Here is a 13,278-nt window from a genome sequence, read left to right on the forward strand (position 1 = left end):
GAAACTCGACAAAGGGTTGCACAACGCAGAGTGCCCATCGCGTACGGCGATGGGCACTCTGTGTAGTCGGGTCAGCGGGTCAGACCTCGCTCACCTGCGTTTTCACCCGAAGATGTCGTACTGCTGGAAACCGGTACCAAGCGACTTCGGTGTGCCGAAGATCTCGCTGGTCGCCTTGCCGGTGCCCGGGTACACGTACAGGGAGCCGCTCGCGTTGCGGATCAGGAGGTCCGCCTTGCCGTCGCCGGTGAAGTCGCCGACCGCGTCGAACGCGTTGTAGCTGGCCCAGCTGCGCACCTTGATGCGGGCCGCGAAGGCACCCGAGCCGGACTTGCCGACGCCCTTGTACAGGTAGACGGCGCCGGTGCTCTTGTTGCGGGCGATCAGGTCGGCCTTGCCGTCACCGTTGAAGTCGCCCTTGCCGACCAGCGCGTTGTACTGGCTCCAGCCCGCGCCGACCCGCGACGGCGAGCTGAAGGTGCCGTTGCCCTTGCCGGGGTAGATCCACAGGACACCGGAGCTGTCGACCGAGATCAGGTCGGGCAGGTAGTCGCCGGTGACATCGCCGGGGGCGACGATCCGGGTGCGGGTCTTCCAGTTGGTGAAGATCTTCGTGCTGACCCAACTGCCGTCGTCACGCGTGCTGTTGAGCACGAAGTGGTCCCAGTAGACCGCGCCGGCGGTGGTCCGGTAGACGTAGTCCTGGAAGCCGTCCCGGTTCAGGTCGGCGGACCGGACCAGGTTGACGCCGCTCCAGTCGCCCAGGGACTGGCGGGCGGCCAGCGAGGTGCCCTTGGAGTCCAGCTCGTAGCCCACCTTGGTGGAGGACTTGCGGGCGAAGATGTCGGCCTTGTTGTCGGTGTAGCTGAGGTTGCCGTCGTCGATCTGCGCGTAGGCCGCGCCGACGTACGCGCTGACCTTGGCGAAGACGCCGTAGGTGCCTTCGACGACACAGTCGTTGACAGTGGTGGCGTCACCGTCGTCGGCGCTCCAGGAGACGACACCGACGATCCGGCCGGCGACGACCAGCGGGCCGCCGGAGTCGCCGTTGCAGATGGCCGTCGTGGTGGCGTCGCTGCCGGTGGCGGCCTCGCCCGCGCAGACGTTGTGACCCTTGATGTACAGGCTGCCGTAGGCGGCGGCGCAGGTGGCGTCCGACTGGATCGGCAGCGAGGCCGTCTTCAGCGTCTCGGAGATGTCCTCCGACGAGGAGCTGGTACGGCCCCAGCCGTAGACCGTGGCGGTCTTGGCGGCCGTGCCCGTGTACGAAGTGGTGTCGGTGTTCGTCGTCAGGCGGATCGGGGTCGCCTTGACGGGGGCCGCCAGGGTGAGGACCGCCACGTCGTTGTCGATCGTGGCGGCGTTGTAGGACGGGTGGTTCCACTGGCGCAGGACCGCGGTGGCCTGGCCGCCGTGCAGGTCGGTGTTGCCGTCGGCGTCGGTGGTCGGCAGCACGGTGGCGCTGGTGACGACGACGCCGTTCTTGGCCCAGTTGTAGCCCTTGACGCAGTGCGAGGCGGTCAGGATCTTCGACGGCGAGACGACCGAGCCGCCGCAGAAGAAGCCGATGTCGTCGCTCTCGCTGGTGGTGCCCTTGTCGTCGTAGTACCAGAGCTGCGCCATGTACGGCGCGGTGCTGATGGTGGTCGTCGTGCCGCCGATGATCTTCGGGCTGGCGGTCGTGGCGGTGGTGCTCGCGCTGCGGGACGACTTCCTGGTCGTCTGGCCGGCGATGTCGTCACCGGCCTCGGCGCCCGCGATGCGCTTCTTCAGCGTGGCGAGCGACGGCTGGCTGACGACCGGCTTCGCGGTCGGTGTCGGCAGTGCGGTGGCGGCACCGGCGGACGTCGTCAGCACCGCGGCGGTCACGGCGGCGGCGATGCCGGCCGCGGCGACGGGCAGGGCGAAACGTATCCGGCGTCTGTGCCGACCGGCTCCAGGCATGGGCGTACCCACTGAAGTCCCCCCTCGGGATCGGAAGTTCGGACGAATGTCGAATGCGAGTCCGAAGAGCGCGATCGTACAGCGGTGCACCGACAACGCGGAGGGCCGCCCCCTCAACAGGGGGCGGCCCTCCGATAATGCCGACTTGCCTTAGTCGCCGTTGCCGGGCGTCGGGGTCGTCTTCTGGATCTGGAGCAGGAACTCCGCGTTCGACTTCGTCTGCTTCATCTTGTCGAGAAGCAGCTCGATCGCCTGCTGCTGGTCGAGCGCGTGCAGCACCCGGCGCAGCTTCCACGTGATCGCCAGCTCGTCGCTGCCGAGCAGGATCTCTTCCTTGCGGGTACCGGACGCGTCGACGTCCACCGCCGGGAAGATGCGCTTGTCGGCGAGCTTCCGGTCGAGCTTGAGCTCGGCGTTGCCCGTGCCCTTGAACTCCTCGAAGATGACCTCGTCCATGCGCGAGCCGGTGTCGACGAGCGCGGTGGCGAGGATGGTCAGCGAACCGCCGTCCTCGATGTTGCGCGCGGCACCGAAGAAGCGCTTGGGCGGGTACAGCGCCGTGGAGTCGACACCACCGGACAGGATGCGGCCGGAGGCGGGGGCGGCGAGGTTGTAGGCACGGCCCAGACGCGTGATCGAGTCGAGCAGCACGACGACGTCGTGGCCCAGCTCCACCAGGCGCTTGGCGCGCTCGATGGCGAGCTCGGCGACCGTGGTGTGGTCCTCGGCCGGGCGGTCGAAGGTCGAGGAGATGACCTCGCCCTTCACCGACCGCTGCATGTCGGTGACCTCTTCCGGACGCTCGTCGACCAGGACGACCATCAGGTGGCACTCGGGGTTGTTGTGCGTGATCGCGTTGGCGATCGCCTGCATGATCATGGTCTTGCCGGTCTTCGGCGGGGCCACGATCAGACCGCGCTGGCCCTTACCGATCGGCGCGACGAGGTCGATGATGCGGGTCGTGAGCACACCCGGGTCGGTCTCCAGGCGGAGCCGGTCCTGCGGGTACAGCGGCGTCAGCTTGTTGAACTCCGGCCGCCCGCGGCCGTGTTCGGGCGCCATGCCGTTGACCGAGTCGAGGCGCACGAGCGCGTTGAACTTCTCGCGGCGCTCGCCCTCCTTCGGCTGGCGGACCGCGCCGGTGACGTGGTCGCCCTTGCGCAGGCCGTTCTTGCGGACCTGGGCGAGCGAGACGTACACGTCGTTGGGACCCGGCAGATAACCCGACGTACGGATGAAGGCGTAGTTGTCGAGGATGTCGAGGATGCCCGCGACGGGGATCAGGACATCGTCGTCCGCGACCTGCGGCTCGCCGGCGCCGCCGGCGAACTCGTCACGGCCGCGACGGCCACGGCGGTCGCGGTAACGGCCGCGACGGCCACGGCGTCCGCCGTCGAAGTCGTCGTCGTCCTGCGGGCCGTTGTCGCGCGGCTGCCGGTCCTGACGGTCCTGGCGGCCACCGCTCTGCTGCTGGCCCTGCTGCTGGCGGTCCTGACGGCCGCCGCCCTGCTGACGGTCCTGCTGCTGGCCGCCCTGCTGCTCGTCGCCCTTGCGACGGTCGCCGCGGTCACGGTCCTGACGGCCACCGCGGTCACGGTCACGGCGGTCCCGGCGGCCCTGACGGCCGTCGTCACCGGCGTCGCCCCGGGCCTCGCCCTGCGCGGCGGCGGGCGTCTCGGTCCTCGGCTCGCTCTTGACCTCGGCGGTGATCGTCTCGGGGCTGCCGGCCTCGGCGGTGGCACGGCGCCGGCGGCGCTCCACAGGCGCGTCATCGCTGGCAGGCTGGCCAGGGATCTCGATCTGCTGCTGGGCCACGGCCTTCTCGGTGGCGACCTTCTCCGCCTTCTGCTCGGCCGGGGCCACGGCCTCGTCGCCGGTACGGGCCTTGGAGGTGGCGCGGCGCTTGGGCTTGGTCTCGGTGGCGGTCTCGGCCGGAGCACCGCCTCCCCCAGAGGGGGCACCCCCAGCCTGCGCCTCCTTGATGACCTCGATCAGCTGGCTCTTGCGCATACGCGCGGTGCCCCTGATGCCGAGGCCGGATGCGACCTGCTGCAGCTCGGCCAGCACCATGCCGTCGAGGCCGGTACCGCGGCGCCGCCGGGAGCCGGCACCGGTGGCAGGCGCGGAGGCGTCCGTGGCGGGCGCGGCAGCGGTCTCCTCGACACGTGCGCCCATCAGATCGGTGGTGTCGCTCACGAAGGGTCCTTCCCTGGAGCGGACGTCGGCCTGTCTGGCTCGGCGACCGGTTGTGCTGTCCGGCTTCGGTTCTTGCTGTGTGAACCGTGCCGGGGCGGTGGTCCGCCTAAGCGGCGGAAGAGATTTCTGGTGACGGCGCTTCCCAAAGCAGTGACACCGAGTGGCTGTGTCACGTTGCTTGGTCGCACCAATTCCGGAGCTTTCCCGGCTTCCGGAGCGTGCCCGGCGAACCACTCAGTGCCCGGACGGAACAGAGTGTGGTTTGGGAGGCTCCCGGAAGAATGTCTGTCCCTGACGGGGACAACAAGCACCTCGCCATGGTGGGGTCGGGTGCAGACTTGAGATTAACACTACCGGATCCAACAAACATTCCCCCTCTCGAAATCCGGCGACGGTATGTAGTCAATTGCTGCTCGGAGCGCTGCTCGGGGCCGCGAGCGGAAGGACGCACGCGCCCTGTTCGTCGAGGTCGAGCCGGTTGGCGGCCCAGCCCTCGCCGGCGAGATGGGCGACCTTGTCGGCGTTGTCTGCGTCGACCAGTGCCAACACGGTGGGCCCCGCACCGGAGATGACGGCCGGCACCCCGTCCGCGCGCAGCCGCTCCACGAGTGCCGCGCTCTCGGGCATGGCCGGCGCCCGGTACTCCTGGTGCAGCCGGTCCTCGGTGGCGGGCAGCAGCAGCTCGGGGCGGCGGGTGAGGGCCTCGACGAGCAGTGCGGCGCGGCCCGCGTTGGCGGCTGCGTCGACGTGCGGAACGTTGCGCGGGAGCAGGCCGCGCGCGGTCTCGGTGAGGACCGGCTTCCCGGGCACGAAAACCACCGGAACGATGGAATCGGCGGGATCCATCCTGATCGCCCGCGCGGCGCCGGCGTCCATCCAGGAGAGCGTGAAGCCGCCCAGCAGACAGGCCGCCACGTTGTCGGGGTGGCCCTCGATCTCGGTGGCGAGCTCCAGCAGGGCCGTGTCGTCGAGCTTGGAGTCCCCGCCTATGGTCACGGCGCGCGCGGCGACGATGCCCGCGCAGATCGCGGCGGAGGAGGAGCCCAGGCCGCGGCCGTGCGGAATGCGGTTGGCGCAGACGATCTCCAGGCCGCGGGGCTGTCCGCCGAGCAGGTCGAAGGCGGTGCGCAGGGACCGTACGAGGAGGTGGTTCTCGTCGCGCGGGAGGGTCTCGCTGCCCTCGCCCGCGATGTCGATGAGCAGCCCGGAGTCGGCGACACGGACGACGACGTCGTCGTAGAGCCCCAGCGAGAGGCCGAAGGCGTCGAAGCCCGGGCCGAGGTTGGCGCTGGTGGCGGGGACGCGCACCCGGACGGCGGCGGCGCGGAAGGCTGGACCGGCCATCGCTCGATGACTCTCCTTGAGCTGCGTGATTGTCGAAGACATTCGATGAAGTTCGATGACATCCGATAGGTACGTGGAGACCCTCGGGCCGTGGAGACGGCGCGTTGCCGAGCCATGCGCGCAGGCATATGCGGCGGGCGGGTTCAGTACAGCCTATCGAAGGAAGGTTCTGTGGCGACATAGGGCGCACAGGAGGCGCACGATGCGTGTCGTAAGCCCCCTGTGCACCCCCCTGGGGAGCTTCCCCGGGTGCCGTTCCGCTTGTGGGTCTACGCGAGTCCGAGTCGCTCGGCGGCCGTCGGCGCGTCGACCGGGATCGTAACGGGCTGCGGGGCGCCCGCGACGGCCCAGTCGGGGTCCTTGAGGCCGTTTCCGGTCACCGTGCAGACGATGGTCTGGCCCGGGTCGACCTTGCCCTGCTCGGCCGCCTTCAGCAGACCGGCGACGGAGGCGGCGGAGGCGGGCTCGACGAAAACGCCCTCCTGGGCGGCCAACAGCCGGTAGGCGCGCAGGATTTCACGGTCCGTCACCTCGTCGATGAACCCGCCGGACTCGTCCCGCGCGGCGAGCGCGTACTGCCAGGACGCCGGGTTGCCGATACGGATCGCCGTGGCGATGGTCGAGGGGTCCTTCACGATCTCGCCGCGCACGATGGGCGCGGAACCGGACGCCTGGAACCCCCACATGCGGGGCGTCCTCGCGGCGATGCCGTCGCCGGCGTACTCCTTGTAGCCCTTCCAGTACGCGGTGATGTTGCCCGCGTTGCCCACCGGCAGGACGTGGATGTCGGGCGCGTCGCCGAGCATGTCGACGATCTCGAAGGCGGCCGTCTTCTGGCCCTCGATGCGCACCGGGTTGACCGAATTCACCAGCGCCACAGGGTAGTTGTCGCTCAGTTCGCGAGCGAGGGTGAGGCAGTCGTCGAAGTTCCCGTCGACCTGGAGGATCTTCGCGCCGTGCACGAGGGCCTGGCCCATCTTGCCGAGCGCGATCTTGCCGCGCGGCACGAGGACGGCACAGACCATCCCGGCGCGTACCGCGTAGGCGGCGGCGGACGCGGACGTGTTGCCGGTGGAGGCGCAGATGACGGCCTGCGCGCCCTCCTCCTTGGCCCGCGTGATGGCCATGGTCATACCGCGGTCCTTGAAGGACCCGGTGGGGTTGGCGCCCTCCACCTTGAGGTGGACCTCGCAGCCGGTGCGCTCGGAGAGCACCTGCGCGGGCACGAGGGGCGTGCCGCCCTCGCGGAGGGAGACGACCGGCGTGCTGTCGGACACCGGGAGCCGGTCCCGGTACTCCTCGATGATTCCGCGCCACTGGTGGGTCATTGCTGGTTACTCTCCTTCAACCCGCATGATGCTGGCGACACCCCGCACGGTGTCGAGCTTGCGCAACGCCTCGACGGTCCCGCCCAGGGCGGCGTCGGACGCGCGGTGCGTGACGACGACGAGAGAGGCCTCGCCGTCCTTCCCCTGCTGCCGAACCGTATCGATCGAGACACCGTGCTCGGCGAACACGGTGGCGACCTGTGCGAGAACACCCGGTTTGTCGGCGACGTCGAGGCTGATGTGGTACCGCGTGACGACCTCGCCCATGCCCGACACGGGCAGTCCGGCGTACGCCGACTCCCCTGGCCCGGTGGTCGAGTTGAGCCGGTTGCGGCACACGGCGACGAGGTCGCCGAGCACGGCGGAGGCGGTGGGGGCGCCGCCCGCTCCGGGGCCGTAGAACATCAGCTGCCCGGAGGCGTCGGACTCGACGAACACGGCGTTGTAGGCGCCGCGTACGGAGGCGAGCGGGTGGCTGAGCGGGATCATGGCGGGATGCACGCGCGCGGTGACGGATCCGCCGTCCTCGGCGCGCTCGCAGATGGCGAGCAGCTTGATGGTGCAGCCCATGTTCTTCGCGGAGGCGAAGTCGGAGGCGGTGACCTCGGTCATCCCCTCGCGGTAGACGTCGTCGAGACGCACGCGTGTGTGGAAGGCGATTCCGGCGAGGATGGCGGCCTTGGCGGCGGCGTCGAAGCCCTCGACGTCGGCGGTGGGGTCGGCCTCGGCGTACCCGAGGGCGGTGGCCTCGTCGAGGGCCTCCTGGTACCCGGCCCCCGTGCTGTCCATCTTGTCGAGGATGAAGTTGGTCGTCCCGTTCACGATCCCGAGCACGCGGTTGACCTTGTCGCCGGCAAGGGACTCACGCAGCGGCCGGATCAGCGGAATCGCGCCGGCGACGGCGGCCTCGTAGTACAGGTCCCTGCCCTGCCGCTCGGCGGCGGCGTGCAGGGCGGCACCGTCCTGGGCGAGCAGCGCCTTGTTGGCGGAGACGACGGAGGCGCCGTGCTCGAAGGCGGTGGTGATGAGGGACCGGGCGGGCTCGATCCCCCCGATGACCTCGACCACGACGTCGATGTCGCCGCGTTTCACCAGAGCCGTCGCGTCCGTGGTGACAAGGGCGGGGTCGATGCCTTCGCGGACCTTGGAGGGCCGTCGTACGGCGACGCCCGCGAGCTCGATGGGAGCGCCGATACGGGCGGCGAGGTCGTCGGCGTGCGTCGTCATGATGCGCGCCACCTCTGAGCCGACCACTCCACAGCCCAGCAGCGCCACCTTCAGCGGACGCGTACGCATCATCCGACCTCGTTTCCTCATACCGTCTTCGGTTGGACCAGTCTCACTCACCGGACGGGACTTTCTATCCATAGTCCGGATCGTGAGACATCGATTTCATTTTCACGGGGGTGGAAGACGGGAGATCTTCCACCCCTGTTTATGTCGGGTACGGCTCAGCCGACGTCGAGCCGGAGCAGGTCCTCCTCGGTCTCCCGGCGGACGATGACCCGCGACTCGCCGTCCTTCACGGCGACGACCGGCGGCCGGAGCACATGGTTGTAATTGCTGGCCATGGAACGGCAGTACGCGCCCGTTGCCGGTACGGCGATCAGGTCACCGGGAGCCAGGTCCGCCGGCAGGAACGCGTCCTTCACCACGATGTCCCCGCTCTCGCAGTGCTTGCCGACGACCCTGGCGAGCATCGGCTCGGCGTCGGAGCGGCGGGACACGAGGGCGACGCTGTACTCGGCGTCGTAGAGCGCCGTCCGGATGTTGTCGGACATGCCGCCGTCGACCGACACATACGTCCGCAGTCCGTCGAGCAGCTTGATCGTGCCGACCTCGTAGAGGGTGAACGCGGTGGGCCCCACGATGGCGCGCCCTGGCTCGACGGAAATCCGAGGAGTCCGCAGCTTGGCCGAATCGCACTCACGGGTGACGATCTCGGTGAGCGCCTTGGCGATGTCGTGGGGTTCACGAGGGTCGTCATCACTGGTGTAGGCGATACCGAGGCCGCCACCGAGGTCGATCTCAGGCAACTCGACGCCGTGCTCGTCGCGAATATCCTTCAGCAGCCCGACAACGCGATGGGCGGCGACCTCGAACCCGGACATGTCGAAGATCTGCGACCCGATGTGGCTGTGAATCCCGATGAGTTCGAGCCCGTCGAGCTGGAGGGCGCGACGCACGGCTTCGGCGGCCTGCCCCCCGGCGAGCGGAATCCCGAACTTCTGGTCTTCGTGGGCGGTGGCGATGAATTCGTGCGTGTGCGCCTCGACGCCGACCGTGATCCGAATCTGTACGCGCTGCCGCTTGCCGAGGGACTGCGCGATGTGGGCGACGCGGACGATCTCCTGGAAGGAGTCGAGGACGATACGTCCGACACCCGCCTCGATGGCCCGGGTGATCTCGCTCACGGACTTGTTGTTGCCGTGGAAGGCGATGCGGTCGGCGGGCATGCCGGCGGAGAGGGCGGTGGCGAGCTCTCCCCCGGAACACACATCGAGATTGAGCCCCTCCTCGTGCAACCACCGCACGACGGCACGGGACAGGAACGCCTTGCCGGCGTAGAAGACGTCGGCGTCGTGCCCGAAGGCGGTACGCCAGGCACGGGCACGCTGCCGGAAGTCGTCCTCGTCGAGAACGTACGCCGGGGTGCCGTGCCGCTCCGCGAGGGTCTTCACGTCGATACCGCCGACGGTGACGACACCGTTCGCGTCGTCGTCGCGGGTGACGGTCTGTGCCCACACCTTGGGGTCGAGTTCATTGAGATCGGCGGCGGGACCGGAGTAGTGCCCCTCGGGCAGGACATCGGCGTGACGGGGTCCGGCGGGATGTGCGGAACGGCTCATGTCGTGTTCTCTTCTGTCTCTTCCTGGCGCTGGGATCGGGGGGACTTCTCGGTTCTGGCTTGATCCTGGCACTCAGAGGTGTTCGGGTGCGTCGATGCCGAGCAGGGAGAGGCCACCGGCCAGCACCGCCCCGGCGGCTTCGGCGAGCGCGAGCCGGGCACGGTGGGCGGCCAAGGGTTTCTCGTCCCCGAGCGGAAGCACCGCGGGGAGGAGAACGAGGGTCGCGTCCGCTACGGCGACCAGGTGACGGGCGAGCAAGTCGGGGGCGCGGTGGGTCGCTGCGCGGGCCAGGACTCGCGGGTGGTCGGCGAGGAGGGAGGTCACCCCTGCTCGTACGTCGCCGGGTTGGGCGGTGAAACCGAGGTCGACGGCATTGCGGCTGACGGCCCGGGTGCGGGCGTAGGCGTAACGGACCCGGAAGAGGGGATTCACCTCGCGCTGCACGAGGTGGTCGGCGGTGGGACGGGGCCGGTCGTGGGCGGCGGGAAGGAGAAGGGCCCAGCGGGCGGCGTCGCGGCCGAGGGTGAGGAGAGGGGCGAGGTCGGGGGTGGAGACCGGGACTGGTCGTACGACTTCGACTTCGAGGTCGAGCGGGGTGGGTTCCTGGAGGTCGACACTGTCGGCACTGCCGACACCGAGAACGGTCGCCCAGGCGGGCTCGGGTGGCCCGGTCTCGCAGCTGGTGCGGACGTGGGCGCCCTGTGAGCGCAGGAGGCGGGCGATGACGTCCATGACGACGAGGGCGCGGGGCTCGTGGGGGGTGTGGAGGCGTACGAGGTGAGTGGTTGGGGCGTTTGGAACGTCATCGCCGCTGGTGGGGCCGTCGACGAACCCGTACCGCGGTCCGCGTCGCAGGATCTCCGCGACGAGCGAGGTGGACGCCGAACTCCCCAGACTGATGTTGAGAAAACCGGGCCCGGTGATCTCGACACCGCTGACGCCCTGCGCGCCGGCCAGATGCGGCAGCAGCAGTTCGGCGACGCGACGGGGGGTCTCTCTGGCGGGACGGGCGAGTTGAAGGGCGATGTTGGTGGCGTAGTCACCGCAACCGCCGGCTCCTGGCACGGTCACCGAGACCTTCTCCGGCACGACCACACTCAGCTCCCCGCCCTCGACAGCACGGCGCACCGCGCGCAGCACGGTACGGGAGAGCTCGACGGGGGTCACGGGACAAGCGTAGGGGAGGAGGGGGGTGGGTAGGCCAGCCGGTTTGGCCGGGGTCCGGGATGTGGACGCGGGGGTTGCGCGGGGCTTGGGGTGAGCGGGGCACAGGGATGAGGAGACCTACGCACAGGAACTGGGGGGACCGTCAGCCCCCGGCCCGGCCGCCCCGTCCGGCGCGTTCGGCCTCGCCCGCGCCGAAGGGGCCGCCGATGGACAGCCCGCCCGTCGCGTCACGCCGCCCGCGCTCGATCAACTGCCGTACGAGCGCGATGAGTTCGGAAGGTTCGAAGGGCTTGGCGAGAAACGCGTCGACGCCGACGTCGAGTCCGCTCTCGACCTCGTGGTGGGTGCAGGCGCTGACGATGGCGAGGGGCAGATCACGGGTACGGGGATCGCTGCGCAGCCGAGCGGCGGTACGCAGTCCGTCCAGCCGGGGCATGACGACATCGAGGGTGACCACATCCGGCCGCACCTGGTGAATGACGTCCAGACACTCGGCACCATCGGCCGCGGTCACGACCTCGAGACCCTCCAGCTCGAGATTGACCCTGATCAACTGCCGGATGACCTTGTTGTCGTCCACAACAAGCACCCGACCCGACGCGCCTGGCACAACTCGAGAGTAGGTCCGGACCGGCCACCGCGTCCGGGTTTTCCCCACTTCCACCCCCTGCGAGGGACCGGGGACACCTCCCGGACCGCCTCTCCTCCGACCTCTCTGACCACCGGGAAACCTGTTCATGAACACCGGTATGGAGCTGGTAGGGTTCTACCCGTCGCCGCGAACACCGCGACCGACACGCCCCCGTAGCTCAGGGGATAGAGCAACGGCCTCCGGAGCCGTGTGCGCAGGTTCGAATCCTGCCGGGGGCACTCCGGAAAAAACTCCTGACCTGCAGAAATACAGGTCGGGAGTTTTTGCGTTCGCGTCAAAACGCATACGGTCTTTTGACCGTTGCTCTTTTCGCGTCGCGCAACGCTCTCTGTGCCGAAGTCCGCCCCTGCAGTTGAGATGTCTCCGCAGGTCAAAGGACGTTCACCCGGCACCTGTTGACTTCGGTTTCCGCCGAATCGGCGATCGCAACGCGGACCGGGGACTGGAGCGTCATCACGTCACGAAATCCCCCTCTGACCTGCCTAAATGTGGCCGATGCCGCATGGAAAAGCACACGGTCTGGTGGGTCGTTGCTTTTGGGCTCAAATACGGCAGGTCGGCAACACTCTGGAGTGGACCGTCCCGCTCCCCGCCGGCACCGGCCGAACCTCCCCGAGTAAATTCCGGCACTCCGGGGACCGTTCGGCCCATGCGGCAGACGCACGTGGCGAGGGATGCTGGTACGTGGCGGGCCCGCGGTCCGCACCGCGCTCCGGCCAGGTGACAGCACGGCTCCCACGACGGAGCCGGCACCCCGACAACGTGCCGGTGCCCCCGTGGTTCACGCGCCGCCGCCCCACCCCGTCCCGGGACCTCGCACGGCAACGACGTGGTCCTCATTCTGAGGAGCAGCTCATGGGAGTCCTGGTTTTCCTTCTGGTCGTCGTCGCGGTTCTTGCCGTCCTGGCACTCGCGATGGCCGTGAAAATCGTCAAGCAGTACGAGAACGGCGTGCTGTTCCGCTTCGGCCGCCTGGTGGGAACCCGCGATCCCGGACTGCGGATCATCATCCCGTTCGTTGACGTCCTGCACCGAGTGTCCCTGCGGATCGTCACCATGCCGATCCAGTCCCAGGGCATCATCACGCGGGACAACGTGAGCGTGGACGTGTCCGCGGTCGCCTACTTCCGGGTGGTCGACGCGGTGAAGTCGGTCATCGCCGTCGAGAACGTCCACGCGGCGATCAACCAGATCGCCCAGACCACCCTGCGGAAAGTCGTCGGACAGCACACGCTCGACGAGACCCTGTCGGAGACCGACCGCATCAACCTCGACATCCGCGAGATCCTCGACGTCGCCACCGTGGAATGGGGCGTCCAGGTCACGCTGGTCGAGCTGAAGGACATTCAACTGCCCGACACCATGAAGCGAGCCATGGCCCGCCAGGCCGAGGCCGAGCGGGAGAAGCGAGCGAAGATCATCAACGCGGAGGGCGAGTCGCTCGCCGCCGCCGCGCTCGGCGACGCCTCCGACACGATGATGGCCCACCCGTTGGCCCTCCAACTGCGCAACCTCCAGAGCCTGGTGGAGATCGGCGTCGACAAGAACACCACCGTCGTCTTCCCCGCCCCCCTCATGAGCACCATCGGCGAACTCGGCTCCTTCCTCGCCCGGGAAACGGCAGCCGCCACCTCCCCCGCGCCGCCCGCCGAACTCCTCACCAAGACGATCCCGGCCTCCACCTCGAACGGCGTACCCGAGCCCGTGTGACCGTCGTACTCGCGGAGGTGCTGGAGGGCGTCGGGGGCGGAGTAGGCGTCGACGTCCCGCTGGAGGGCCTGTTCCTCGTCGGTGAGGC

9 protein-coding genes and 1 tRNA gene are annotated in these 13,278 nt (G+C 69.0%); 2 read left to right on the forward strand and 8 right to left on the reverse strand.

Going from position 1 to position 13,278, the window contains the following annotated elements; translation table 11 throughout:
- Window positions 1–102: 102 nt before the first annotated feature.
- The 8 genes from AB0I51_RS34165 to AB0I51_RS34200 all read right to left on the reverse strand — a co-directional run bounded on the left by AB0I51_RS34165 (window position 103) and on the right by AB0I51_RS34200 (window position 11,486).
- The gene (locus AB0I51_RS34165) at window positions 103–1,944 is read right to left on the reverse strand and encodes a trypsin-like serine protease (RefSeq protein ID WP_362981932.1); all 1,842 of its coding nucleotides are present in this window, start codon (window positions 1,942–1,944) and stop codon (window positions 103–105) included.
- Window positions 1,945–2,094: 150 nt separating this feature from the next.
- Window positions 2,095–4,140 (reverse strand): transcription termination factor Rho, encoded by a 2,046-nt coding sequence (rho, locus tag AB0I51_RS34170; protein WP_362981934.1) that lies wholly within the window; start codon window positions 4,138–4,140, stop codon window positions 2,095–2,097.
- Between the two features lie 402 nt (window positions 4,141–4,542).
- Entirely contained in the window at window positions 4,543–5,484 is a 942-nt protein-coding gene (gene thrB, locus AB0I51_RS34175; protein ID WP_362981936.1) for a homoserine kinase, read from the reverse strand.
- A 269-nt stretch (window positions 5,485–5,753) separates the two neighbouring features.
- Entirely contained in the window at window positions 5,754–6,812 is a 1,059-nt protein-coding gene (thrC, locus tag AB0I51_RS34180) for a threonine synthase (RefSeq protein ID WP_359602207.1), read from the reverse strand.
- Between the two features lie 6 nt (window positions 6,813–6,818).
- The gene (locus tag AB0I51_RS34185; RefSeq protein ID WP_362981938.1) at window positions 6,819–8,111 is read right to left on the reverse strand and encodes a homoserine dehydrogenase; all 1,293 of its coding nucleotides are present in this window, start codon (window positions 8,109–8,111) and stop codon (window positions 6,819–6,821) included.
- Between the two features lie 152 nt (window positions 8,112–8,263).
- Window positions 8,264–9,661: a diaminopimelate decarboxylase gene (gene lysA / locus AB0I51_RS34190; protein WP_362981940.1), complete on the reverse strand. Its 1,398-nt coding sequence runs from the start codon at window positions 9,659–9,661 to the stop codon at window positions 8,264–8,266.
- A 72-nt stretch (window positions 9,662–9,733) separates the two neighbouring features.
- Window positions 9,734–10,828, reverse strand: a complete 1,095-nt coding sequence (gene nrtL / locus AB0I51_RS34195; RefSeq protein ID WP_362981942.1) for an ArgS-related anticodon-binding protein NrtL — start codon at window positions 10,826–10,828, stop codon at window positions 9,734–9,736.
- Between the two features lie 142 nt (window positions 10,829–10,970).
- A complete protein-coding gene (locus tag AB0I51_RS34200; protein ID WP_362981944.1) occupies window positions 10,971–11,486 on the reverse strand; it encodes a response regulator in 516 nt (171 codons plus the stop codon).
- Between the two features lie 140 nt (window positions 11,487–11,626).
- On the opposite strand from AB0I51_RS34200, the gene AB0I51_RS34205 reads away from it, so the two are divergent.
- Together AB0I51_RS34205 and AB0I51_RS34210 are read left to right on the forward strand one after the other, a co-directional pair.
- Window positions 11,627–11,698 (forward strand) — tRNA-Arg (locus AB0I51_RS34205).
- A 637-nt stretch (window positions 11,699–12,335) separates the two neighbouring features.
- Window positions 12,336–13,190 (forward strand): slipin family protein, encoded by an 855-nt coding sequence (locus tag AB0I51_RS34210; protein WP_362981946.1) that lies wholly within the window; start codon window positions 12,336–12,338, stop codon window positions 13,188–13,190.
- The last annotated feature ends 88 nt before the right edge of the window (window positions 13,191–13,278 follow it).

This window comes from Streptomyces sp. NPDC050549 (assembly GCF_040655035.1).
Taxonomy (GTDB): domain Bacteria; phylum Actinomycetota; class Actinomycetes; order Streptomycetales; family Streptomycetaceae; genus Streptomyces.